General features: G+C 56.7%; 26 protein-coding genes. 16 read left to right on the forward strand and 10 right to left on the reverse strand.

The window, feature by feature from the left end; genetic code table 11:
• Window positions 1-8: 8 nt before the first annotated feature.
• The 5 genes from bssS to mdtH all read right to left on the reverse strand — a co-directional run bounded on the left by bssS (window position 9) and on the right by mdtH (window position 3922).
• Window positions 9-263, reverse strand: a complete 255-nt coding sequence (bssS, locus tag WM95_RS09610; RefSeq protein WP_008500827.1) for a biofilm formation regulator BssS — start codon at window positions 261-263, stop codon at window positions 9-11.
• A gap of 274 nt (window positions 264-537) precedes the next feature.
• Window positions 538-783 (reverse strand): DNA damage-inducible protein I, encoded by a 246-nt coding sequence (dinI, locus tag WM95_RS09615; RefSeq protein WP_008500826.1) that lies wholly within the window; start codon window positions 781-783, stop codon window positions 538-540.
• 74 nt (window positions 784-857) lie between these two features.
• A complete protein-coding gene (gene pyrC / locus WM95_RS09620) occupies window positions 858-1904 on the reverse strand; it encodes a dihydroorotase (RefSeq protein WP_063408626.1) in 1047 nt (348 codons plus the stop codon).
• A gap of 125 nt (window positions 1905-2029) precedes the next feature.
• Window positions 2030-2590: a lipoprotein gene (locus WM95_RS09625; protein ID WP_063408625.1), complete on the reverse strand. Its 561-nt coding sequence runs from the start codon at window positions 2588-2590 to the stop codon at window positions 2030-2032.
• A gap of 123 nt (window positions 2591-2713) precedes the next feature.
• Window positions 2714-3922 carry a multidrug efflux MFS transporter MdtH gene (gene mdtH, locus WM95_RS09630; RefSeq protein ID WP_045401856.1) on the reverse strand — a complete coding sequence of 403 codons (1209 nt, stop codon included), beginning with the start codon at window positions 3920-3922 and terminating at the stop codon, window positions 2714-2716.
• Window positions 3923-4158: 236 nt separating this feature from the next.
• Between mdtH and rimJ the strand changes: the two genes are divergently transcribed.
• The 4 genes from rimJ to murJ all read left to right on the forward strand — a co-directional run bounded on the left by rimJ (window position 4159) and on the right by murJ (window position 8000).
• Window positions 4159-4743 (forward strand): ribosomal protein S5-alanine N-acetyltransferase, encoded by a 585-nt coding sequence (gene rimJ / locus WM95_RS09635; protein ID WP_008500822.1) that lies wholly within the window; start codon window positions 4159-4161, stop codon window positions 4741-4743.
• A gap of 9 nt (window positions 4744-4752) precedes the next feature.
• Window positions 4753-5409, forward strand: coding sequence for a YceH family protein (locus WM95_RS09640; protein ID WP_063408624.1), 657 nt, complete (start codon window positions 4753-4755; stop codon window positions 5407-5409).
• A gap of 2 nt (window positions 5410-5411) precedes the next feature.
• Window positions 5412-6335, forward strand: coding sequence for a Gfo/Idh/MocA family protein (locus WM95_RS09645; RefSeq protein ID WP_063408623.1), 924 nt, complete (start codon window positions 5412-5414; stop codon window positions 6333-6335).
• Window positions 6336-6464: 129 nt separating this feature from the next.
• Window positions 6465-8000 carry a murein biosynthesis integral membrane protein MurJ gene (gene murJ / locus WM95_RS09650; protein WP_045357088.1) on the forward strand — a complete coding sequence of 512 codons (1536 nt, stop codon included), beginning with the start codon at window positions 6465-6467 and terminating at the stop codon, window positions 7998-8000.
• Window positions 8001-8059: 59 nt separating this feature from the next.
• Here murJ and flgN read toward each other — a convergent pair whose 3' ends face one another.
• The 3 genes from flgN to flgA form a co-directional block, all read right to left on the reverse strand.
• Window positions 8060-8485, reverse strand: a complete 426-nt coding sequence (gene flgN / locus WM95_RS09655) for a flagella biosynthesis chaperone FlgN (protein ID WP_008500818.1) — start codon at window positions 8483-8485, stop codon at window positions 8060-8062.
• 4 nt (window positions 8486-8489) lie between these two features.
• The gene (gene flgM / locus WM95_RS09660; protein ID WP_023311133.1) at window positions 8490-8783 is read right to left on the reverse strand and encodes a flagellar biosynthesis anti-sigma factor FlgM; all 294 of its coding nucleotides are present in this window, start codon (window positions 8781-8783) and stop codon (window positions 8490-8492) included.
• 93 nt (window positions 8784-8876) lie between these two features.
• The gene (gene flgA, locus WM95_RS09665; protein ID WP_045357085.1) at window positions 8877-9536 is read right to left on the reverse strand and encodes a flagellar basal body P-ring formation chaperone FlgA; all 660 of its coding nucleotides are present in this window, start codon (window positions 9534-9536) and stop codon (window positions 8877-8879) included.
• A 157-nt stretch (window positions 9537-9693) separates the two neighbouring features.
• Here flgA and flgB point away from each other — a divergent pair, with 157 nt between their 5' ends.
• The 11 genes from flgB to flgL all read left to right on the forward strand — a co-directional run bounded on the left by flgB (window position 9694) and on the right by flgL (window position 19590).
• Window positions 9694-10110: a flagellar basal body rod protein FlgB gene (flgB, locus tag WM95_RS09670; RefSeq protein WP_063408622.1), complete on the forward strand. Its 417-nt coding sequence runs from the start codon at window positions 9694-9696 to the stop codon at window positions 10108-10110.
• 3 nt (window positions 10111-10113) lie between these two features.
• On the forward strand, window positions 10114-10518 hold the full coding sequence (gene flgC / locus WM95_RS09675) for a flagellar basal body rod protein FlgC (protein WP_008500814.1): 405 nt from the start codon (window positions 10114-10116) through the stop codon (window positions 10516-10518).
• An 11-nt stretch (window positions 10519-10529) separates the two neighbouring features.
• Window positions 10530-11240, forward strand: a complete 711-nt coding sequence (flgD, locus tag WM95_RS09680) for a flagellar hook assembly protein FlgD (protein WP_045401867.1) — start codon at window positions 10530-10532, stop codon at window positions 11238-11240.
• 26 nt (window positions 11241-11266) lie between these two features.
• On the forward strand, window positions 11267-12517 hold the full coding sequence (gene flgE, locus WM95_RS09685; RefSeq protein ID WP_063408621.1) for a flagellar hook protein FlgE: 1251 nt from the start codon (window positions 11267-11269) through the stop codon (window positions 12515-12517).
• A 20-nt stretch (window positions 12518-12537) separates the two neighbouring features.
• Entirely contained in the window at window positions 12538-13293 is a 756-nt protein-coding gene (locus WM95_RS09690) for a flagellar basal body rod protein FlgF (RefSeq protein WP_045357078.1), read from the forward strand.
• 11 nt (window positions 13294-13304) lie between these two features.
• Entirely contained in the window at window positions 13305-14087 is a 783-nt protein-coding gene (gene flgG, locus WM95_RS09695) for a flagellar basal-body rod protein FlgG (RefSeq protein ID WP_008500810.1), read from the forward strand.
• A gap of 57 nt (window positions 14088-14144) precedes the next feature.
• Entirely contained in the window at window positions 14145-14843 is a 699-nt protein-coding gene (flgH, locus tag WM95_RS09700; protein ID WP_023311139.1) for a flagellar basal body L-ring protein FlgH, read from the forward strand.
• A gap of 12 nt (window positions 14844-14855) precedes the next feature.
• Complete coding sequence (locus WM95_RS09705; protein WP_023311140.1) at window positions 14856-15953, forward strand: flagellar basal body P-ring protein FlgI; 1098 nt, start codon at window positions 14856-14858, stop codon at window positions 15951-15953.
• Entirely contained in the window at window positions 15953-16906 is a 954-nt protein-coding gene (gene flgJ / locus WM95_RS09710) for a flagellar assembly peptidoglycan hydrolase FlgJ (RefSeq protein ID WP_088544752.1), read from the forward strand. Before WM95_RS09705 ends, flgJ begins: the two co-directional genes overlap by 1 nt.
• Window positions 16907-16981: 75 nt before the next feature.
• A complete protein-coding gene (flgK, locus tag WM95_RS09715; protein ID WP_045357075.1) occupies window positions 16982-18622 on the forward strand; it encodes a flagellar hook-associated protein FlgK in 1641 nt (546 codons plus the stop codon).
• Window positions 18623-18636: 14 nt separating this feature from the next.
• Window positions 18637-19590 (forward strand): flagellar hook-associated protein FlgL, encoded by a 954-nt coding sequence (gene flgL / locus WM95_RS09720; RefSeq protein WP_045357072.1) that lies wholly within the window; start codon window positions 18637-18639, stop codon window positions 19588-19590.
• Between the two features lie 75 nt (window positions 19591-19665).
• Here the strand turns inward: flgL and WM95_RS09725 are convergent, their stop codons facing one another.
• Entirely contained in the window at window positions 19666-20880 is a 1215-nt protein-coding gene (locus WM95_RS09725) for an MFS transporter (protein WP_063408619.1), read from the reverse strand.
• A 145-nt stretch (window positions 20881-21025) separates the two neighbouring features.
• Between WM95_RS09725 and WM95_RS09730 the strand changes: the two genes are divergently transcribed.
• Window positions 21026-21928, forward strand: a complete 903-nt coding sequence (locus tag WM95_RS09730; protein ID WP_074166102.1) for a LysR substrate-binding domain-containing protein — start codon at window positions 21026-21028, stop codon at window positions 21926-21928.
• 41 nt (window positions 21929-21969) lie between these two features.
• Here WM95_RS09730 and rne read toward each other — a convergent pair whose 3' ends face one another.
• Window positions 21970-25104, reverse strand: coding sequence for a ribonuclease E (rne, locus tag WM95_RS09735; RefSeq protein WP_063408617.1), 3135 nt, complete (start codon window positions 25102-25104; stop codon window positions 21970-21972).
• Window positions 25105-25146 lie beyond the last annotated feature (42 nt).

Below are 25146 nucleotides of genomic sequence, written 5' to 3' on the forward strand. Positions count from 1 at the left end.
GCATAAGCTTAGTGCCGTTTATACTCATTTTCCTGATAGTCGCCAGATTCTATTTTTGCAATACCTGCCTCTAAAATAGAAATAAACTGACGGGCGACGTCTGTTGTTAGCCACAGCGTCTGTCCAACTTCCGCTTCTTCACGGTTGAGTTGATTCGGGGTCTGGTAGTGCAAACGCAGCATCAGCGCATCGTAGCTATCTACGGTACTGATATCCCAGCCAACCAGTGGATGGGTCTGGATCACTTCACTATTCTTTTCCATTATAACCCCCTTAATGCGTGTTAGAAGACAACGGCTTTGAGGTTCAATGCATGTTTTTCTGAAAGCATCTTCAGTATACCAAGTAATAAGGGTTCCAACGGGAAAAATAAACAGGTGGCAACACATTTTTCTGCTTTTTAGGATTGTTCGAACAATAAAACACCATCTCGTTCACGATTTTTAAAGAAGATGCCGAATTAATTTGAACTTGCAGGATTTTTAGACAAAAAAAAGCCGGGGCGACCCGGCAAAAAAACACAATGAGGGAGCAGTGTTAATCTGTGATAAACCAGTCGTCTGCGCTTTCCCACGTCTCCTGCAGGATTTCGCTGATGCGATCTTTATCTTCTTTCGCAGCACCAATGACGGAGAGGTTGTTCGCCGCGGCGTAACGCACCGTTACGGCACCCGCGTTGTCGGGAAAGGTGTTGTTAATACGGCGGGATAATTCGCCTGCCAGTGCATCAAGCGCGCCGGCAGGTAGAACAGTTGTTTTGGCTATGGTGACTTCAATACGCATAAATGCCCCCTGTGTAATATACTGTTTATTTATACAGGTATATTGTCGGTTTGACAACAAGGGGCATTGATTTTTTAACGTTTTACCGTCCAGTTAACGGTTTCGCCCGCCAGGAATGGGATCAGAGTGTCATCCGTCAGCGCAATGGACTCCTCAACGTGGCTCGCTTTACGCTCCAGTTCGATGAAGGTGTCGTTGACCGGCAGGCCGTAGAAGCGCGGGCCGTTAAGGGAGCAGAACGCTTCAAAATGTTCGAGCGCGTTCATCTCTTCAAAGACGGTCGCGTAGCTGGCCAGTGCCGTTGGCGCGTTGAAGCAGCCTGCACAGCCGCAGCTCGCCTCTTTGCGGTGGCGGGCGTGAGGTGCGGAATCGGTGCCGAGGAACGCGCGGGAGAACCCGCTGGCGACCAACTCGCGCAGCGCCTGCTGGTGGATGTTGCGCTTGAGAATAGGCAGACAGTACAGGTGAGGACGTACCCCGCCCACCAGCATGTGGTTACGGTTAAACATCAGGTGCTGTGGCGTAATGGTGGCGGCGATAAGATCGTTGCCGTCGCGCACATACTCTGCCGCGTCTTTGGTGGTGATATGCTCAAAGACCACTTTAAGCGCGGGCAGGCGCTGGCGCAGAGGCTCCATCACGGTCTCGATAAAGCGGGCTTCACGATCGAAGATGTCAATCTCGGCATGCGTGACTTCACCATGGACCAGCAGCGGCATGCCCAGTTTCTGCATACGTTCCAGAACCGGCATGATGGCATCAATGCTGGTGACGCCGTGGCTGGAGTTGGTGGTGGCATTTGCCGGGTAGAGTTTCGCCGCCGTAAATACGCCTTCGTTAAACCCGAGCTCCACTTCGTTCGGATCCAGCGAGTCGGTAAGATAGCAGGTCATCAGCGGGGTGAAATCGTGTCCCGCAGGAACGGCATCCAGGATGCGCTGGCGATAGGCAATCGCGGCATCGACGGTGGTGACTGGTGGAACCAGGTTAGGCATGACAATCGCGCGGCCATAAATTTCGCTGGTATAAGGCACGACGATTTTCAGCATATCGCCATCACGCAGATGGATATGCCAGTCGTCAGGGCGGCGGATTTTAAGAACCTGGGGTTGTGCAGTCATGGAAGCTCCGGCTTGTCAGGAATCAGTCATAAGATGGCTGTTTTTGCCGGACACAAATCATAAGCGGAAACGTTTTCGTTTGCACACTTTTCCGTAAAAAAAAGGGCGCCGCAGCGCCCTTCAGGTTAATCGGTGAAAGGAATGATAATTTCTCCCGGTTTCACCTCTATACCTTTTGCATATTTTTTCGCCAGAGCTTCACCCTTGCTTTTGTCTTCGCTTAAGACGTACGCGGGCTGCTGGTTAAAGTAATTTCGCAGCGACTGGTTCAGATAGGGCATCAGGGTTTGCAGAACCGGCGCCATTTTATCCGGAGACACCTGCGCATCGATGACCTCCATCTCCTGCAGGAAAATTGCCCCTTTCTCTTTATTGAAAACAGGGAGTGCCTTCAGCTTGAGCTTGATGTTGGCTTTCTGATTGCCAAAGAGGGAGGACATATCGAGATCCGCATCACCGGCAAGGGTGACTTTGTTTGGCTCTTCACGTCCGATCTGGCTGGTCAGGTTCGTAAGGACGATATGCGCGTCCGCCAGCCCCGGCACGCCAATATCTTTAGAGAAATTGTTATGTTTTTCCAGCGCCTGATTAATTTCCTGTTCACTGACGGTATATTGCGTGAGCTGGTTACAGCCAACCAGCAGGCCGCTGACAACTAATGCCGCGGCAAAGACAATTTTCTTCATAGTGTTCCTCAACGAAAAATCGGCGCTTCTGTCCTGTTGCGCCAGTATGTCAGTGTGAATTGGCAGAAACCAGCAGAAAAAACTGAGAAGTGGGGCGGGAGGAGCTCCCGCCCGAGGGAAAGGCTACGCGCCAGGCTCGAGCATTCCGCTCGCGCTGCGTTTCTGGCTGAACTGCCACCACAGGGCAAGGAGCGTCATAAAGCCCACCGCGCCGAGCATCATCCACGGGAGTTCGGGCTGGCTTAACGCTTTTCCGGCATCAAACAGCCAGCCGCCACCGGCGTAACCTAATGCGCCGCCAAGCGCCAGCCCCAGCCGGCTGAAACCCATATAGCTGCCGCGCGCACGCGCATCCGCAAGCGAGGCGCTCAGCGTTTCGCGGGCAGGCTCGGCGATGATTGAGCCAATATAGAACGTGCAAATCAGCGTAAACAGCTGCTGGAGAGAGTTCACCAGACCGATCGGCATCATGCTCAGCGTCATCAGGAGCAGCCCGGCCATCAGGCGATGCTCCAGACGAAAATGCCGTTCGCTCCAGCGGGCAATCGGATAAAGCAGCGTTAACGACAGGCAGGCTTCGATGGCGTACATCCATTTAACGGCTGCAGGCGTGCCCGCAATGTCGTTAACCATGATCGGCAGCATCAGCATGACCTGCACAGCCAGCATGTAATAGCCCGTCAGGGTCAACACATAGGTGACAAAACGCCTGTCGCGCAGGACGCGGCCAAGCCCTTCCCGGACCGGCGCTTTGACCGTCGACAGTTTCCAGGCGGGCAGGAACAGGCCATTGAACAGCGCGCACAGAATAAAGAGCACCGCCCCAGCCGCGCAGACCAGTCGGAAATCATACTGCAGCAGCCAGCTTCCCAGCAGGGCGCCGATAACCGCCCCGGCACTGTCCTGCATCATCAGAATCGAGAAGAAACGGCCGCGGTGCTGGGGGCGAATAAGCTTTACCACCAGCGCGGTGCGCGGCGGATCGAACAGCGTGCCGCCGATACCGGAGAGGAAACAGGAGAACCAGAGCAGCCAGGGCTCCTGGGCGACCGCCATCGTGGCAAAACCTGCCGCGCGCAGCAGCATACCGGTAACGATCATCGGTTTAGCGCCAAAGCGGTCGGCAATGGCCCCGCCAAAGACGCCCAGGCCCTGCTGGACAAACTGGCGTAACCCCAGGGCAATGCCAACCATTAATGCCGCCCAGCCCATCTGATCGACAAAGCGGATCGATATCAATGGAAAAACGACAAAAAAGCCAAGCACGACCAGCATGTTATCGACGAGCAGGAAATATTTACCCAGGCTCCTGGCCTGTGATACGCGGGACATTTTCCCTCCAGGGAAAATAAGAAGGTGAGCACGCTAACATTCTGCGGTGTCGCCGCGTTTTTTCCCACCCCTGGGCGTGACAATATTTTTTTATCAAAAGGGTGCTTTGATAGAGAGTTCTCATCGAAAATAATGAAAAGAGGGCAAAATGGTATGTCACTGTTTTCACAGACGGCGCAGGCGCAGGTATAGTAAAGCTAATGGGTCAGCAGAAGTGACGGGAAGGAGTGGTATCGATGTTTGGCTATCGCAGTAATGTGCCAAAAGTGCGTCTGACAACGGACAGGCTGGTCGTTCGTCTGGTGCATGAGCGTGATGCCTGGCGTCTGGCGGATTATTACGCCGAGAATCGCCAGTTTTTAAAACCCTGGGAACCCGTTCGGGATGAGAGCCATTGTTACCCTTCCGGCTGGCAGGCGCGCCTCAGCATGATTACGGAATTTCACAAGCAGGGCAGCGCGTTCTATTTCGCGCTGCTGGATCCTGAAGAGAAAGAGATTATCGGGATCGCCAATTTTTCAAACGTGGTGCGCGGGTCGTTTCACGCCTGCTACCTTGGCTACTCCATCGGCCAGAAATGGCAGGGGCAGGGGCTGATGTACGAGGCGTTAACGGTGGCGATCCGCTATATGCAACGCACGCAGCATATCCATCGCATCATGGCGAACTATATGCCGCATAATCAGCGCAGCGGCAATTTGCTGGCGCGCTTAGGGTTCGAGAAAGAGGGTTACGCCAAAGACTATCTGCTGATAGACGGAGAGTGGCGCGACCACGTTCTGACGGCGTTAACCACCCGGGACTGGACCGCAGGTCGTTAAGGAGAAAAGATGAAGTATCAGCTAAACGGTACAGAAGCGCGCGTGATTGGGTGCTTACTCGAAAAACAGGTCACCACGCCGGAGCAGTATCCGCTCTCCGTCAACGCCGTGACCATGGCCTGCAACCAGAAGACCAACCGCGAGCCGGTGATGAACCTCAGCGAGCATGAGGTTCAGGACGTGCTGGATGCGTTGGTTAAACGCCACTATCTGCGCACCGTCAGCGGCTTCGGCAACCGCGTGACCAAATACGAACAGCGCTTCTGTAACTCCGAATTTGGCGACCTGAAGCTGAGCAGTGCGGAAGTGGCGGTCATCACCACGCTGTTGCTGCGCGGGGCGCAGACGCCGGGGGAACTGCGCACGCGCGCTTCCCGCATGCATGAGTTCAGCGATATGCAGGAAGTTGAGCAGACCCTGGAAGGGCTGGCTTCTCGCGAAGACGGCCCATACGTGGTGCGTCTGGCGCGCGAGCCGGGTAAACGTGAAAGCCGCTATATGCACCTGTTCAGCGGCGACGTCGATGTCGCTACCGTTACCGCGGAGAGCGACGCGGGATCCTCAGTAAGCAATGACACTCTTGCCGCGCGCGTAGAGGCGCTGGAAGACGAGGTCGCCGGGCTGAAACAGCGCCTGGATGCATTGCTGGCACATCTGGGAGACTGACGGTGAAAAAATTACGCGTTGGCGTGGTGGGGCTCGGCGGCATCGCGCAAAAAGCCTGGCTGCCTGTATTAGGTGCGGCGACGGACTGGACCCTGCAAGGGGCATGGTCACCCACCCGAGAAAAGGCAGAACGTATCTGCGAAACCTGGCGCATTCCGTATGCCGCCTCCCTGCAGGATCTGGCCCGCGAGTGTGATGCGGTCTTTGTGCATACGTCAACGGCAACCCACTATCAGGTGGTGAGCGAGCTGCTCAATTTGGGGGTTCACGTCTGCGTGGATAAGCCGTTGGCGGAAAATGTTCAGGATGCCGAACGGCTGATTGAGCTGGCCGCGCGCAAAAAACTGACGCTGATGGTGGGCTTCAACCGCCGCTTCGCGCCGCTTTACCAGCAGCTGAAGGCGCAGTCGGACACGCTCGCCTCGCTGCGGATGGATAAACACCGCACCGACAGCATTGGGCCAAACGATCTGCGCTTCACCCTTCTGGATGATTACCTGCACGTTGTGGATACGGCGCTGTGGCTGAGCAACGGCGAAGCGCTGCTGAAAAGCGGCACCCTGGTGACAAACGATCAGGGGCAGATGGTCTACGCGGAACACCACTTCGCCGTTGAGCATCTTCAGATTACCACCAGCATGCACCGTCGTGCAGGAAGCCAGCGAGAATCCGTGCAGGCGGTGACCGAGGGCGCGCTGTACGACATTACGGACATGCGCGAGTGGCGGGAAGAGAAGGGCAACGGCGTGGTGACGCTCCCGGCGCCAGGCTGGCAGAGCACCCTCGAGCAGCGCGGTTTCGCAGGATGCGCCCGCCACTTTATCACCTGCGTGCAAAATCAGACGGTTCCTGAAACGTCCGGCGAGCAGGCCATTCTGGCGCAGCGCATTGTGGAAAGGCTCTGGCGCGATGCCATGAGCGAATAACTCGCTGTAACATCTGCGGATAGTAATTCGTTGAAATCCGGTTAGACTAAGCGCCGCTTGTTGGCTTTGCCGGGTGGCGCTTACGCTAATCCGGCCTACAAATCCGTATGGTTCTGGAAATTCACGTTAATGAACTTATTAAAATCGCTGGCGGCCGTCAGCTCGATGACCATGTTTTCCCGCGTGCTGGGTTTTGCGCGCGACGCCATTGTGGCAAGGGTATTTGGTGCAGGGATGGCCACGGACGCCTTTTTCGTCGCGTTCAAATTGCCAAACCTGCTGCGTCGTATTTTTGCTGAAGGAGCGTTTTCCCAGGCATTCGTGCCTATTCTGGCGGAATATAAAAGCAAGCAGGGCGAAGACGCGACGCGCGTCTTTGTCTCTTATGTCTCCGGGCTGCTGACGCTGGCTTTGGCGGTGGTGACCGTACTCGGGATGCTGGCCGCGCCGTGGGTGATTATGGTGACCGCGCCCGGTTTTGCCGATACGGCTGACAAATTTGCGCTGACCTCGCAGCTGCTGCGCATTACTTTCCCCTATATTCTGCTCATCTCGCTGGCCTCGCTGGTGGGGGCGATCCTGAACACCTGGAACCGCTTCTCTGTCCCGGCGTTTGCGCCGACGTTTCTCAACGTCAGCATGATCGGTTTTGCCCTGTTCGCCGCGCCGCACTTCAACCCGCCGGTGTTGGCGCTGGCCTGGGCGGTTACCGTCGGCGGCGTGCTGCAGCTGGCGTACCAGCTGCCGCATCTGAAAAAAATCGGCATGCTGGTGCTGCCGCGCATCAATCTCAAAGATGCCGGGGCGATGCGCGTGATCAGGCAGATGGGGCCCGCCATTCTCGGCGTCTCCGTCAGCCAGATCTCGCTTATCATTAACACCATTTTTGCCTCTTTCCTCGTGTCCGGCTCGGTTTCCTGGATGTACTACGCCGACCGTCTGATGGAATTCCCGTCCGGGGTGCTGGGCGTGGCGCTGGGGACCATCCTGCTGCCGTCGCTGTCGAAAAGTTTTGCCAGCGGCAACCATGATGAATATTGCCGCCTGATGGACTGGGGTTTACGTCTCTGCTTCCTGCTGGCCCTGCCGAGCGCGGTGGCGCTGGGCATTCTGGCCAAACCGCTGACGGTGTCGCTCTTCCAGTACGGGAAATTCACCGCCTTTGATGCCGCCATGACCCAGCGCGCGCTAATTGCCTACTCGGTCGGCTTGATGGGGCTGATCGTCGTCAAGGTGCTGGCGCCCGGGTTCTACTCGCGTCAGGACATCAAAACGCCGGTGAAAATTGCCATCGTGACGCTGATTATGACCCAGCTGATGAACCTGGCGTTTATTGGTCCGCTGAAGCATGCTGGCCTGTCGCTGTCTATTGGTCTGGCGGCCTGTCTGAATGCCGGGCTGTTGTACTGGCAGCTGCGCAAGCAGGATATCTTTACGCCGCAGCCGGGGTGGGGAAGTTTCCTGGTACGTCTGATCGTTGCGGTACTGGTGATGTCGGCGGCGCTTCTCGGCATGATGTACGTGATGCCGGAGTGGTCCCTCGGCACTATGCCTTATCGTCTGATGCGGCTGATGGCCGTGGTAGGCGTCGGGGTCGTGGCTTACTTTGCCACGCTCGCGGTGCTGGGGTTCAAAGTGAAAGAGTTTGCCCGCCGTACGGCATAAACGCCAAAAGGGGAGTTCACCTTATGGTGCTCCCCGCTGCATGATTTGTCGCCCAGGCGTCAAATCGAAATCTTTTTAACTCCCGCAATACGCGCAGTCGCTGTTTGACCATCCGCACCGTACAGTCCGGTTTCTTTATGCGGTTTCAATACCTCAAGCGCCTGCTGATTACGCTCAATCTGACCTTCCAGTAGCCAGCCGTTGTGCTGGTTAAGGTCGCGCAGGTGCTGGGTTTTTTCGGTAATGGTTTGCCAGCGCTCAATAATATCGTCATTGGCGCTACGCTTAGGATCCTGCTCAGCGCGGCGCTGTTGCTCCAGATAATCCAGCGTCGCCAGTAGCGAACTCTTATCTTCAGTAATACGCTGCAGCGCGCTGCCGTTGATGTGACCGGAAGAGAGATGCTGCTGTTCAGCGTCCATTACCGTTTTCAGGTCGTTAAGAACAACCGTCATTTGATCCAGTATTTCTGACAGTCGACTCATACGGTTAGTTACTCTGTAAGAAACTCTGTGCTTCCTGAATCAGGGCATCAGCAATCTTGCTGGTGTCCATTTTCAGCTCACCGTTACGAATAGCCGTTTTCAGCGCTTCAACACGTTCCATATTGATATCGTTGCTGCCTGGCTGCATCAGTTTAGCCTGCGCGTCGCTCAGGGTAACGCTGGTGCTGTTGGACGTTGACGGTTTTTCCAGACGCGTTTTCTGCGCAGGAGCGTCATTCGTTTCGCGAGGTTGTACAGCGCTTACCGGCTTCAGGGCTGATGTACGATCAATGCTCATAGTGTTGTCCTCATCGAGGGTTCGCGGCGTTTGCGCCTGACATCATCATTAGTGGAATATTTATCGGCACGCGCCGCGAAATCTTTAAAAAGATTATAGGTTAATCAGAATATTCCCATCAGAATCGACGGTTCCGCTCACCACCTGGCCTGAGGACATTCTGACGCGGGCGTTTTGCGCCACCGCGGCATTGTTTAACGCTTTCCCTTCACTGTTGATGCTAAAGCCATCTCCGTTGGCCACCACCATCACCTGTTGACCCGCTTTTACCCGCCATGACTGACGCAGCATTGAGAGCTGTATCGGCTGGCCGGGGGCGACATCGCGCAGGCTGACGGCGTCCTGTGCCTGGTTCATATCCAGCATGGTGCGTGGAGGCAGCTGATCCAGACGGCCGCGCTTTAACGTCACGCTGTTCGTCTGCAGCACGCTGCCGCGCGCAATGGGTACGGCGGCGACAACATAATTGCCCGTCGCCTGAACTGCAACCTGTAAATAGCGTTTTTCGTTCGCGCAGCGTGCCAGCACGTTCACATTTCCCCACAGCCGGGTGGTTCCCGTCACGCTGAATGACGGTTGGTCACAGGTCGGGTACAGATTCGGTGGGGTGCGCACGGTAACGTTAACCTCATCGCTAAAGCCCGCCAGCTTTTCAGCAAAAAAAGCCGTCAGCCGATCCTGTAAGCCTTCAGCCTGCACCAGAGGGCTAAACAGCAAGAAAGTTGCCACCAGGCCACGTTTTAACGTTTGCATCGCAAGTTCCACCGTTTCCAGAGTTGAATGAATTCTACCTGCAGTGGTTTTGCATCAACGCAATAAATAGCGACGCATTTTGCGCTTATTCCGTCGATAGGGGAGACCGGGTGAGATTTAAGCTGTGAACTGAAATTTTGCCATCAGCGGAGGAGACATGCTCGATAAACTCGACGCCGCGTTACGTTTTCAGCAGGAAGCGCTCAATTTACGCGCCCAGCGGCAGGAGATTTTAGCCGCCAACATCGCTAACGCCGATACCCCAGGGTTTCAGGCGCGCGATATTGATTTTTCCAGTGAACTCAAAAAGGTGATGGAGCGTGGACGTGCCGAAGGAACGGGTGTTGCACTTGCCATGACATCCTCTCGCCATATTCCTGCTCAGGCGATGACCGCGCCAGCGACCGATTTACTTTATCGCATTCCCGATCAGCCCTCACTCGACGGTAACACCGTGGATATGGACCGGGAGCGTACGCAGTTTGCCGATAACAGCCTGAAATACCAGGCGGGCCTGACCGTACTCGGCGGACAAATCAAAGGCATGATGAACGTCCTGCAGGGGGGGAACTGATAGATGGCCTTGTTGAATATTTTTGATATTGCCGGTTCGGCGTTAACCGCGCAGTCCAAACGCCTGAACGTGGCTGCCAGTAACCTGGCGAACGCCGACAGCGTAACCGGACCAGACGGCCAGCCTTATCGTGCCAAACAGGTTGTCTTTCAGGTCGATGCTGCGCCGGGCGCGGCGACGGGCGGCGTGAAGGTGTCTGATGTGGTAGAGAGCCAGGCGCCGGACAGGCTGGTGTATGAGCCGGGTAACCCGCTCGCGGATGCCAGCGGATACGTGAAAATGCCAAACGTGGATGTGGTAGGTGAGATGGTGAACTCCATGTCGGCTTCCCGTAGCTACCAGGCCAACGTCGAAGTGCTTAATACCGTGAAGAGCATGATGCTCAAAACGCTCACTCTCGGCCAGTAAAGGAGACATGCATGTCCATCGCCGTAAATGTGAATGATCCTACGAACTCGGGTGTTAATAACACGAAGAGTACGACGGGTTCTAACTCCCTCACCGGGAGCAATGCCTCCGATCTTCAGGGCAGCTTTCTGACGCTGCTGGTGGCGCAGCTTAAGAACCAGGATCCCACCAACCCAATGCAGAACAACGAACTGACCACGCAGCTTGCGCAGATCAGCACCGTTAGCGGCATTGAGAAACTCAACACCACCCTCGGCTCCGTCTCCGGGCAGATTAACAGCGCCCAGTCTCTGCAGGCGGCAAGCCTGATTGGCCACGGGGTGATGATCCCTGGAACCACGATTCTGGCGGGCACCAGCACCACCGAAGGCAACACCACAACGACCACCACGCCGTTTGGCGTTGAGTTGCAGCAGGCGGCGGAGAAAGTTACCGCCACCATTACCGACAGCAACGGCACGGTCGTGCGCACTATTGATATCGGCGAGCTGAAGGCGGGCGTTCACACCTTTACGTGGGATGGCAGCCTGACCGACGGCACTAAAGCACCAAACGGTTCTTACAAAGTAGCGATCAGCGCCAGCAACGGGACAACCCAGCTGGTGGCGCAGCCGCTGCAGTTCGCGCTGGTCCAGGGCGTGATTAAAGGAAGCGACGGCAACAAACTGGATTTGGGAACCTCTGGTTCCACCACACTCGACGAAGTTCGGCAGATTATCTAAGCCTTAACACTTATCAGGAGTAAGTCATGGCCTTTTCTCAAGCGGTCAGCGGCCTGAATGCTGCGGCCACCAACCTGGACGTCATTGGCAACAACATCGCCAACTCCGCGACCTATGGTTTTAAATCCGGTTCTGCTTCATTTGCGGACATGTTTGCCGGTTCCAAAGTCGGCCTGGGCGTGAAAGTTGCGGGCATCACTCAGGACTTTACCGACGGCACCACCACCAACACCGGTCGTGGTCTGGACGTTGCGATCAGCCAGAACGGCTTCTTCCGTATGGTCGATTCCAACGGTTCAGTGTTCTACAGCCGTAACGGCCAGTTCAAGCTGGACGAAAACCGTACGCTGGTTAACATGCAGGGCATGCAGCTGACGGGCTACCCGGCAGCCGGAACGCCTCCAACCGTTCAGACCGGTGCGAACCCTCAGGCGATTACTATCCCGAACACCCTGATGGCGGCGAAATCAACCACCACCGCGACGCAGCAGATCAACCTGAACTCAACCGATCCTGTTCAAACTGCCCCGTTCGATGCGACCAACCCGGACACCTACAACAAAAAAGGGACCGTGACCGTATTCGACAGCCAGGGTAACGCCCACAACATGTACGTCTACTACGTGAAGACGGCCAACAATAAATGGGATCTTTACACTCAGGACGGCAGCGTTGCGGGTTCAACAGCGGCAAAAGCGGCGCAGATGAACTTTGATGCGAACGGTAACCTGGCGGGTGTCTACAACTACGACGCTGCGGGTGTACTGAGCGCAACGCCAAACGCCACGCCGGCCATTAACATCACCACGGGTTCTGTCAGCGGTGCGACGGGGGCGACCTTCTCCCTGAGCTTCCAGAACTCCATGCAGCAGAACACCGGTGCAAACAGCGTTGTGGCAACCAATCAGAACGGCTACAAGCCTGGCGACCTGGTGAGCTACCAGATCAACGACGATGGCACCGTGGTGGGAAGCTACTCTAACGAACAGTCTCAGGTTCTGGGGCAGATCGTGCTGGCAAACTTCGCGAACAACGAAGGCCTGAAATCGGAAGGCGACAACGTCTGGTCTGCCACACAGTCCTCCGGCGTGGCGCTGCTGGGTACCGCAGGCACCGGTAACTTCGGCAAGCTGACCAACGGCGCGCTGGAAGCCTCCAACGTGGATATGAGTAAAGAACTGGTGAACATGATCGTCGCACAGCGTAACTATCAGTCGAACGCGCAGACCATCAAAACCCAGGACCAGATCCTCAACACGCTGGTTAACCTGCGTTAAGCGGCTAACAGGAAAGCGCAATGGATCACGCAATATATACCGCGATGGGCGCGGCAAGTCAGACGCTCAATCAGCAGGCCGTTACCGCCAGCAACCTGGCAAACGCCTCTACGCCGGGCTTTCGCGCGCAGCTTAACGCGCTGCGCGCGGTGCCGGTTGAAGGGCTGTCCCTGCCGACCCGTACGCTGGTGACGGCATCAACCCCTGGCGCAGATATGACGCCAGGGCAGATGGACTACACCTCGCGCCCGCTGGACGTTGCCCTGCAGCAGGACGGCTGGCTGGCGGTGCAAACTGCCGACGGCAGCGAAGGCTATACCCGTAACGGCAATATCCAGGTGAGCGCGACGGGCCAGCTGACGATTCAGGGTCATCCGGTGATGGGGGAAGCGGGTCCGCTGACCGTTCCGGAAGGCTCTGAGCTGACTATCGCCGCGGACGGCACCATTTCGGCGCTGAACCCGGGCGATCCGGCCAACACCGTTGCACCCGTCGGACGTCTGAAGCTGGTTAAAGCGGAAGGCAAAGAGGTGCAGCGCGGCGACGACGGCATGTTTCGTCTGACCCAGACGGCGCAGGCGACGCGTGGTGCCACATTACAGGCCGATCCGAGCATCCGCGTGATGTCCGGCGTTCTGGAAGGCAGCAACGTCAAGCCGGTAGCCGCCATGAGCGACATGATTGCCAGCGCCCGTCGTTTTGAAATGCAGATGAAGATCATCAGCAGCGTGGATGAAAACGCGGGCAAAGCTAACCAACTTCTGGCTATGAGTTAACAGGACTCCTTATGATCAGTTCTTTATGGATCGCGAAAACTGGCCTGGACGCCCAGCAAACCAATATGGACGTGATTGCCAACAACCTGGCAAACGTGAGCACCAATGGTTTCAAGCGTCAGCGTGCCGTTTTCGAAGATTTGCTTTATCAAACCATCCGTCAGCCGGGCGCGCAGTCTTCTGAACAGACGACGCTGCCGTCGGGCCTGCAGATTGGTACCGGCGTTCGCCCGGTGGCTACCGAGCGTCTGCACAGCCAGGGCAACCTGTCTCAGACCAACAACAGTAAAGACGTGGCAATCAAAGGCCAGGGCTTCTTCCAGGTGCAGCTGCCTGACGGGACCTCTGCCTATACCCGCGACGGTTCGTTCCAGGTCGATCAGAACGGCCAGCTGGTGACGGCGGGCGGTTTCCAGGTTCAGCCTGCGATTACCATCCCGGCGAACGCCCTGAGCATCACCATCGGACGCGACGGTGTGGTCAGCGTGACCCAGCAGGGACAGGCCGCGCCGGTTCAGGTTGGGCAGCTTAACCTGACCACCTTCATGAACGATACCGGTCTGGAAAGCATTGGTGAGAACCTCTACACCGAAACGCAATCCTCCGGTACGCCGAATGAGAGCACCCCGGGCCTGAACGGCGCGGGTCTGCTGTACCAGGGTTATGTTGAAACGTCCAACGTGAACGTGGCGGAAGAGCTGGTGAATATGATCCAGGTCCAGCGCGCGTATGAAATTAACAGTAAAGCAGTGTCGACGACCGACCAGATGCTGCAGAAACTGACGCAACTCTAAGGTGTAGCCCGGTGCGGTAAACGCCGCACCGGCTCCCTGTTTTCGAAGATGAAGGCAATGCAAAAAAACGCGGCGTTTCGTTATCCGATACTGACTGTTCTGGCTGTCACCCTCAGCGGGTGTGCTTTGATCCCGTCTAAACCATTGGTCCAGGGTGCGACGACTGCCCAACCCGTTCCCGGCCCTGCGCCAGTGGTCAACGGCTCCATTTTCCAGACCGCGCAGCCGATTAATTACGGCTATCAGCCGCTGTTTGAAGATCGCCGCCCGCGTAACGTCGGCGATACATTGACCATTGTGCTGCAGGAAAACGTCAGCGCGAGCAAGAGCTCGTCGGCGAACGCCAGCCGCGATGGCAAAACGAATTTTGGCTTCGATACCGTCCCGCGCTACCTGCAGGGACTGTTCGGCAACGCGCGAGCAGATGTCGAGGCCTCTGGCGGCAATACCTTTAACGGTAAAGGTGGCGCGAACGCCAGCAACACCTTCAGCGGTACGCTGACGGTCACGGTTGACCAGGTTCTGGTTAACGGCAACTTGCACGTTGTGGGTGAAAAACAGATCGCCATCAACCAGGGCACTGAATTCATTCGCTTCTCGGGCGTGGTTAACCCTCGCACCATCAGCGGCACCAACACCGTTCCGTCTACCCAGGTGGCGGATGCGCGCATTGAGTACGTCGGTAACGGCTATATCAATGAAGCCCAAAATATGGGTTGGCTGCAGCGCTTCTTCCTTAATTTATCGCCGATGTAAGCGAGGTGACCCATGTTTAAATCGATCTTCGCCGTGGCGCTCGCGCTGGTGACAACATTTGCCCAGGCTGACCGTATTCGCGATCTCACCAGCGTTCAGGGTGTGCGTGAAAACTCTCTGATTGGCTACGGCCTGGTGGTTGGTCTGGATGGTACCGGTGACCAGACGACCCAGACGCCGTTCACCACCCAAAGCCTGAACAACATGCTTTCCCAACTCGGCATTACCGTGCCGGCGGGAACCAACATGCAGCTGAAAAACGTGGCCGCGGTAATGGTCACCGCGTCCTACCCGGCGTTTGCGCGTCAGGGGCAGACCATTGATGTGGTGGTCTCCTCAATGGGTAACGCCAAAAGCCTGCGCGGCGGTACGCTGCTGATGACCCCGCTGAAAGGCGTTGATAGCCAGGTGTATGCGCTGGCGCAGGGGAACATTCTGGTTGGCGGTGCGGGGGCATCCGCAGGCGGAAGCAGCGTGCAGGTGAACCAGCTGAACGGTGGACGTATCACCAACGGTGCAATCATTGAGCGTGAACTGCCGACCCAGTTTGGCGCGGGCAATACCATCAACCTGCAGCTTAATAATGAAGACTTCACGATGGCGCAGCAAATTGCCGATACCATCAACCGCAGCCGCGGCTACGGTAACGCAACGGCACTCGACGCGCGCACCGTGCAGATCCGCACCTCTACCGGCAGCAGCAACCAGGTGCGCATGCTGGCTGATATTCAGAATATGGAAGTTAACGTTCCGGTCCAGGATGCGAAAGTGATCATCAACTCCCGTACCGGCTCGGTGGTGATGAACCGGGAAGTGTCGCTGGACAGCTGTGCCGTGGCGCAGGGTAACCTCTCCGTGACGGTTAACCGCTCCGCGAACGTGAGCCAGCCGAACACGCCATTTGGCGGCGGTCAGACGGTGGTAACACCGCAAACGCAGATTGATATGCGCCAGAGCGGTGGGTCGCTGCAGAGCGTTCGCTCCAGCGCCAACCTGAACAGCGTGGTGCGTGCCCTGAACGCCCTGGGCGCAACGCCGATGGATCTGATGTCCATCCTGCAATCCATGCAAAGCGCGGGCTGCCTGCGCGCCAAACTGGAAATCATCTAATGCTGACCGATAGCAAACTGTTGACCAGTGCAGCCTGGGACGCCCAGTCGCTCAACGAACTGAAAACCAAAGCAGGCAAAGACCCGGCGGCGAACATCCGCCCGGTCGCCCGCCAGGTGGAAGGGATGTTTGTACAGATGATGCTGAAAAGCATGCGCGAAACCCTGCCGAAAGACGGGATGTTCAGCAGTGATTCAACGCGTCTCTACACCAGCATGTATGACCAGCAGATTGCGCAGCAGATGACCGCTGGTAAAGGCCTCGGTCTGGCTGACATGATTGTGAAACAGACCGAAGCCGCGCAGGGCATTCAGCCTCAGGAACAGACGCAGCAGGTGCCGATGAAGTTCGACCTGGAAACGGTGACCAGTTATCAGAACCAGGCTCTGACGCAAATGGTGCGTAAAGCGATGCCAAAAGCCACTGGCAGCGGCGATGAGCCGCTCTCCGGTGACAGCAAAGACTTCCTGGCGCAGCTTTCTCTGCCCGCGCGTCTCGCCAGCGAACAGAGCGGCGTGCCGCATCACCTGATTCTGGCGCAGGCCGCGCTGGAGTCGGGCTGGGGTCAGCGTCAGATCCGCAAGGAAAACGGCGATCCGAGCTTCAACATCTTCGGCGTAAAGGCCACCTCCAGCTGGAAGGGGCCAACAACGGAGATCACGACCACCGAATACGAGAACGGTGCGACGGTGAAGGTCAAAGCAAAATTCCGCGTCTACAGCTCCTATCTGGAAGCATTGTCCGACTACGTTGGCCTGCTGAGCCGAAATCCGCGTTATACCGCCGTTACGCAGGCGGCGACGGCGGAGCAGGGCGCTCAGGCCTTACAAAACGCGGGCTACGCGACTGACCCGAACTATGCACGCAAGCTCACCAGCATGATCCAGCAGCTGAAATCCATGGGCGAGAAGGTCAGCAAAGCCTATAGCACAGATATTGAAAATCTGTTCTGAAAGTTCTCAAGTCCCGGTGGAGGTTGCCGATAACCTTCATCAGGACTCGTGTCTGAACGTATAAAAGGAACCCCCATGTCCAGTTTGATTAACAGCGCCATGAGTGGCCTCAGTGCCGCGCAGTCGGCACTCAATACCGTCAGTAATAATATTTCAAGCTATAACGTGGCAGGTTACACCCGCCAGACCACGGTGCTGGGCGCATCTAACAGCACGCTGACCGGCGGTGGCTGGGTGGGTAACGGGGTTTATGTCTCCGGTGTCCAGCGTGAGTATGACGCCTTCATCACCAACCAGCTGCGCGCCGCGCAGACGCAGAGCAGCGGTCTGACGACGCGCTATCAGCAGATGTCAAAAATTGACGATGTGCTCTCCGATACCACCAACTCGCTCTCCACCACCCTGCAGGATTTCTTCAAAAGCCTGCAAACCCTGGTGAGCAACGCGGAAGACCCGGCTGCACGTCAGACGGTGCTGGGTAAAGCGAGTGGTCTGGTCAATCAGTTTAAAACCAACGATCAGTATCTCCGTGACCAGGACGCGCAGGTTAATACCGCCATCTCAAGCAGCGTGTCTCAGATCAACAACTACGCGGCACAGATTGCGAATCTGAACGATCAGATCTCCCGTCTGACCGGCGTTGGCGCGGGCGCGTCACCTAACGATCTTCTGGACCAGCGCGATCAGCTCGTGACTGAACTGAACAAAATCGTGGGCGTGGAAGTCTCCGTGCAGGATAGCGGCACGTTTAATATCTCTCTCGGTAACGGTTACAGCCTGGTACAGGGCAGCAAAGCCAGCCAGCTGGCGGCCGTGAAGTCCAGCGCCGATCCGGCTCGTACCACTATCGCCTACGTCGATGACGTGGCGGGCAATATTGAGATCCCGGAGAAATTTATCACCACCGGTTCTTTAGGCGGTTTACTGACCTTCCGCACGGAAGATCTGGATAAAGCCCGTAACAGCCTGAACCAGATGGCGCTGGCCTTTGCCGACGCGATGAACACGCAGCATGAAGCCGGTTTTGATGCGAACGGTGATGCGGGCGGTAAGCTGTTCAACTTTGGTTCTCCGGCGGTCCTGTCCAACAGCAAGAACGGCGGTTCGGCCGTTGTTACGGCGTCTGTGGCGGACAGCAAACAGGTCCAGGCGACAGACTATAAGCTGCAGTTTAACGGCACTGACTGGACGGTCACCCGCTCGTCAGACAAAACCAGCTTTACGATGAGCCCGGATGCCAGCGGCAATCTGTCTTTTGATGGCCTTAACGTCAACGTGAGCGGCACGGCAAATACCAAAGACAGCTTTACCGTGAAGCCTGTTTCCAACGTCATCATGAACATGGATCTCGCGATCGGCGACGAGTCTAAACTGGCGATGGCATCTGTGCAGAACGGCGGCGAAAGTGACAACCGTAACGGCCAGAAACTGCTCGATCTGCAAAACGGCAAAGTGGTGGGTGGAAATAAAACCTTCAACGATGCGTATGCCTCTCTCGTCAGTACCGTCGGTAGCTCAACGGCGTCACTGAAGGTGAGCAGCCAGACGAAAGCCAACGTGGAAACGCAGTTAATCAAGCAGCAGCAGACCATCTCTGGGGTAAACCTCGACGAAGAGTATGGCAATTTGCAGCGTTATCAGCAGTATTACCTGGCCAATGCCCAGGTTCTACAAACTGCCAGTACGCTCTTCGATGCAATTATCAACATTCGTTAAGGTTGAGGTGAACAATGCGTATTAGCACCCAGATGATGTACGAGCAGAACATGCGTGGGATCACCGATTCCCAGAGCAGATGGCTGAGCTACGGTGAGCAGATGTCCACCGGCAAGCGCGTCAATCGTCCTTCGGACGATCCTATCGCCGCGTCGCAGGCCATCGTGCTGTCACAGTCTCAGTCGCAAAACAGCCAGTTCGCGCTCGCGCGTACCTTTGCAACGCAGAAGGTCTCGCTGGAAGATAACGTGTTAACCCAGGTCAACACTGCGATCTCAAGCGTGCGCGAGAAGCTGGTTTACGCCTCAAACGGCACATTAAGCGATGACGACCGTCTTTCTCTGGCGACCGATATTCAGGGGATCCGCGATCAGCTGATGAACCTTGCCAACACGACGGATGGTAATGGCCGCTTTATCTTTGCGGGATACAAAACCGAGAGCGCACCGTTTGATGCCGCGACCGGAGATTACAACGGCGGCGCTGAGGCTATCACGCAGCAGGTTGATACGGCGCGAAATATGACCATCAGCCATACCGGCCAGCAAATTTTCGAAAGCATTACCAGTAATGCGGAACAGCTGCCGGGCGGTGGATATGGCCAGACCAACATGTTCAAAATTCTGGACTCTGCTATTGCCTCGCTGAAGATACCGATTGAGAACGATCCGGCTGCCGCAACGGCGCAAAGCCAGGTGATTGCCAATGCGCAAATCGGCATCAAAAACTCCCAGAACAATATCCTGACGGTCGTTGCGGATGTGGGAACCAAGATGAACGAGCTGGAAAAACTCGATACGCTGGGCGATGACCGCGCGCTGGGTCAGACCAAGCAGATGAGTGACCTGGTTGATGTTGACTGGAACGAAGCGATTTCCTCTTACACCATGCAGCAGGCGGCCCTGCAGGCGTCTTATAAAGCGTTTAGCGATATGCAGGGCATGTCTCTGTTCCAGCTGAACAAATAACATCTTGACCTCTTGGAACATGTCTTGAAACTGGGCATGTTTTACTGCCCAATCCGTCTGGATTGGGCATTTTTTTTATGCAACTTCTGCTGATGCGGAGGTGACTCGTGCGCTTTCTATCAGACGGATTGCCAGCGCAATGACGCCACAGACCGTCGCCAGCGCGACCACGCCCGTCCAGCCGGCCAGCGAGTAAATATTGCTGCCTAACGCGGAACCCAGCGCCATCCCGATAAAGACCACCGTAAAGAGCAGGGCGTTGAGACGGCCCCGCGCCTGCGGTTCAAGGCTATATACCAGGTTCTGGTGAGCGACCAGGCTGGACTGCAGACCCAGGTCGAACCCAACGGCGGAGATGGCGATCAGAATCAGCTGTCCATGAACGCCCAGCGCGGGCATCAGGAACATCAGGGCGAATGATACGGTCACAAGAACGGCACCAAGCTGCGTGACTTTTCCTGCGCCCAGTTTGTCTGCCAGACCCCCTGCCAGCGGGGCAGCTAACGCACCGGCGGCACCTGCAATACCAAAACCACCCGCTACGGCACTCCCCAGGTGATAGCGTTCCAGCAGCATGACCGCAAGCGTAGACCAGAAGGCGCTAAAGGCAATCGACAGAAAACCCTGAGCCAGCGCCGCACGGCGCAGCGCCGGATAGCGACGCCAGAGATGTTCCATTGAGCGCATCAGAGCGGGGTAGCTAAGCGTAGAGTGAATGGCAAAACGGGGAAGCACAAACCACATCATCACCCCGATGAACGCAATGCTCGCCGCCGCCAGCTGGTACATGACGCGCCAGCCAAACGCTTCGCTCACCACGCCGCTCACGGTTCTGGATAATAAGATACCCATCAGCAGCCCGGTCATTACCGTGCCCACGGTTTTCCCCTGTTTACCTTCCGGCGCAAGGATGGCTGCGGCAGGGACGATATCCTGTGCCATGGTGGCGGCCATGCCGATGAGCAGGCTTGCCAGCAGCAGAGAGTGGATCTGCCCGGTCAGGCTACAGCCGAGAAGAAACAGCGCCAGCGCCGCACTCTTTATCAGGATTAACGTCCTGCGGTCGTGGCGATCGCCGAGCGGCAGCAGGAACAGGATCCCCAGGGCATATCCCGCCTGGGTGAGCGTCGGAACCAGGCCCATTCCTTCGATACTCAGATGAAGGTCTGCACCCATCAGCGGCAGCAGAGGCTGGGCATAATAGATAGATGCCACGCTGAAACCTGCACCGATCGCCAGCATTAAGATTACCCAGCGGCTCACGGCATGGGCGGCGGTTGTTGTGTTCATAAGATGTTCCTCATTCGTCGTGTGAGGCTATTTTTTATCAGTACGCCTTGCGACGGTAGCGGGCCCGGTGGTAAAACGCTTATACGTTGAACGTATAAGTGAAAATGCGATGAAAAGAGCTGAGCGTATAGACAGGGTGGAGTTAATGCGGACGTTTGTTCGTATCGTTGAGGCGGGCTCCCTCTCAGCGGCGGCGCGGCAGCTGGCCACTACCCAGGCCACGGTAAGCAGACGGTTACAGTCGCTTGAGACCATGCTGGGCGTGCGCCTGATTTTGCGCACCACCCACACGACGCGGCTGACGGATGACGGCGAGCGCTGCTATCAGCACGCCCGTCGGGTGATTGACAGCTGGCTGGCGCTGGAAGATGAGGTGGGGCAGACGGAAGATGAGCCGGTAGGCGTGCTGCGGGTGCGCGCTCCGCACGCGTTTGGCCAGGACCAGCTTCTGAAACCCGTAACCGAGTTTTTGCAACGCTATCCGCAGCTTTCGATTGAGTGGATGCTCAACGATCGGTCGGCGGACTTTCTCGGCGACAACCTTGACTGTGCGATTCGGGTGGGCGTGGAAGTCGATCCGGCGACCGTGTCCGTGCTGCTGGCCGAAGTGCCGCGCTCGGTAGTGGCTTCACCGGCGCTGCTGGCCCGTTTTCCGACGGTCATCACGCCGGAGGATTTGCAGCAGTTTCCCTGGATAGCGATCAGCTCTTTCTACCAGCGCCATGTGGAGCTGTTCCACGATGCATCACCCGCCACCGCGCGAGTGGCGATTACCCCGCGCCTCAGCACCGATAGTCTGTATGTCGCACGCAATACGGCGCTCACCGGGCTTGGCGTGGCGGTGGTATCCAGCTGGACGGTACAGGATGATATTCGGGAAGGGCGGCTGGTGCATTTGCTGCCAGACTGGCAGCCAGCGGCGTTACCGGTGCATCTTGTTTACCCCTGGTCCCGCTATTATCCGGCACGCTTGCGGCGTTTTCTGGAGTTGATGCGGCAGGTCATGCCTGAGGTGACCGGAATGAGAAAGCCCGTACAGCAGCCATAAAAAAAGCCGACCCGAAGGTCGGCTTTTTACTTTCAGCGTCGTTATTCGACAGACTGCGGACGCGTCGCCGGTGCAGTCGCCTGATGCGTTGCACTGTGGCCGCCTGCAGCGCCTTTACCGTCGAAGCTGAACGCCGGGCGTACCCAGTCACTGTGACGCGGGGCTTCAGGCACGTAATCCGGTGCCGGGGCGCGCGTCATTGGTGCTGTCGCCACGTGGGCTGCGGCTGGTGCAGAAACAACCGGCTCAGGTTTCACCTCAGGCGCTTTCGCTTCTTCGACAACCGGTTCAACCTGAATCTCAACGTCCTGAACAACTTCTTCAGTGGTGGTTTCAATCAGGGTTTCGGGGGTGTTTTCCACTGCGGCTACAGGTTCAGACTCTTCAGCGACTTCCTCAGCCACCACGGCATCTTCTTCGGCGATAAGCTGCGGTGCTGCATCAACCGGCGCGGCAATCACTTCTGGATGGGTGGTCTCTACTTCCACTGCGTGAGGGGCTTCAGCTTCAACAACCTCAGGTTCAACAACCTCAGGTTCAACCACGGTTGCCGCTTCAGTCACGACAGCTTCTACCGCGGCTGCTGGTACAATCACCTCTTCGGTTACAGGCTGTTCTTCAACAACCTGCTCCGGGCGAGCAACCGGGTAACGGATCCAGACTTTGCCGGACGCCATTTCTGGCGAAGCACAGGCAATAGTCAGCGGCATTGGCGACTGAGTCGGGTAACGCTCGTCACGATAGCGACGACGGCGCTGGCCGCTGACGCGCAGATGACGTGGAGAACGGCGTGAACGGCGCGGCATACCGGCGTTATCACGGTTTTCACCGTTATCATCCTGCTCAACGTTGTTTTCAACGACCGCTGGCAGGTCAACTTTCGCCAGCTGCGTGCCGGTTGTGCTCTCGCTGGTTTCAACCGCGATAGCGCCAGACTCTTCGGTTGCTTCAGAGGCGAAGCGAACTTTCTGAGAAAGCTGGCGCTGCTTACGACGCGGCATTACCTGAGTGCGTTCTTCCTGCTCGCCGTCCTGCTGTTCAACAGGCTCTTCGCGGTTCAGGTTTTTGACTTCCTGCTGTGCCTGACGCTTCTCGTCGTTACGGCGACGGTTGCGTTCACGGCGCGGCTGCTGGTCGTCACGCTGTTTGCTCTTCTCAGACTCATCGCCCGCCTGCTGGCGAATTTCACGATCTTCAACATTCTGCTGCTGTTTCTCGCGACGGTTGCGACGGTTATCTTCGCGTTGCTCACGGCCTTCGTTATTCTCAGAGCGGTTGTCACGGTTGTCACGACGCTCGCTGCGGTCATTGCGATCGCTGCGGTCGTTACGATCGCGGCGGTTGTTCTGACGCTTGCGACGGTCCTGCTGACGCTCTGGCTTGGCTGCTTTTGGCTCTTCTTTCGGCTGCTCTGGCTGAACTTCTTCTTCAGCAAACATCTTCTTCAGCGCGCCGAAGAAGCGGCTCAGCAGACCCGGCTGTGCCGGCTGGGCTTTCGCTACCGCTGCTTCTGGTTTCTGCGCTGCAGGTTTGGCAGCAGGTTTTTCCAGAGCTGCTTCCGGTGGTGCTTCAGGCATGATGAAGGTCGCTAACGCAGGCTGCTCTGGCAGTTTGCGCTCGGCTGGCTCTTCATCGGAAGGCAGGGACATCTCTTCTTCATGCAGCTTCGGCAGCAGGTAGCTGAGAGTGGTCGTCTCTTCGCCCTTACGCACGCGCAGCACGTGATAGTGTGGGGTCTGCATCTGGTCGTTTGGCACGATGATGCAGCGAACGCCACCCTGACGCGCTTCAATCGCACTTACCGCTGCACGTTTTTCGTTAAGCAGGTAAGAGGCAACGGGCACCGGCACAATGGCGTGAACCTCTTTGGTGTTCTCTTTTAGCGCTTCTTCTTCAATCAGACGCAGAATGGAGAGGGACAGCGATTCGTTATCACGCACGGTACCGGTGCCGGAGCAGCGCGGACAAACGTGATGGCTGGACTCGCCGAGAGACGGGCTCAGACGCTGACGGGACATCTCCAGCAGGCCAAAGCGTGAGATATGGCTAATCTGGATACGCGCCCTGTCCTGACGCACCGCTTCGCGCAGACGGTTTTCAACCGCACGCTGGTGGCGAACAGGGGTCATGTCGATGAAGTCGATAACAATCAGACCACCCAGGTCGCGCAGGCGGAGCTGGCGGGCGATTTCATCAGCGGCTTCGAGGTTAGTGTTGTAGGCGGTCTCTTCGATATCGCCACCGCGCGTTGCACGCGCGGAGTTGATGTCGATAGCGGTCAGCGCTTCAGTGGTATCGATAACGATAGAACCGCCGGATGGCAGACGCACTTCACGCTGGAAGGCGGACTCAATCTGGGATTCGATCTGATAGTGGCTGAACAGCGGGATTTCGCCGGTGTACAGTTTAATTTTGCTGGTGAAATCCGGACGACCCAGCGCGGCGATGTGCTGGCGCGCCAGCTCAAGCACTTTTGGGTTATCGATCAGAATCTCACCGATGTCCTGACGCAGGTAATCACGGAAGGCACGCACAATAACGTTGCTTTCCTGGTGGATCAGGAACGGAGCAGGGCGGCTTTCAGCTGCTTTCTGAATGGCTTCCCAGTGCTTCAGACGGAAGCTCAGGTCCCACTGCAGCGCTTCGGCTGATTTGCCAACGCCTGCGGTACGCACGATAAGCCCCATGCCGTCAGGCAGTTCGAGGCTTGCCAGCGCTTCTTTCAGCTCGGTACGGTCATCACCTTCGATACGGCGAGAGATGCCACCCGCACGCGGGTTGTTAGGCATCAGAACCAGATAGCTCCCTGCGAGGCTGATAAAGGTGGTCAGCGCGGCACCTTTGTTGCCACGCTCTTCTTTATCAATCTGAACGATAACTTCCTGACCTTCACGCAGAACATCTTTGATGTTTGGGCGGCCATGGGCGTTGTAGTTTGCGGGGAAATATTCGCGGGCGATTTCTTTCAGAGGGAGGAAACCATGACGCTCAGCACCGTAATCGACAAATGCAGCTTCAAGGCTTGGTTCAATGCGGGTGATTTTACCTTTGTAAATGTTCGCTTTTTTCTGTTCGTGTCCAGGACTTTCGATATCCAGATCGTACAGGCGCTGCCCATCCACAAGGGCGACACGCAACTCTTCTTGCTGAGTTGCGTTGATTAACATTCTTTTCATCGTAACTTACTCGTTATTCTTACATTGACGACAAAGCTGCGG

Source organism: Enterobacter cloacae complex sp. ECNIH7, from assembly GCF_002208095.1.
GTDB lineage: Bacteria > Pseudomonadota > Gammaproteobacteria > Enterobacterales > Enterobacteriaceae > Enterobacter > Enterobacter cloacae_M.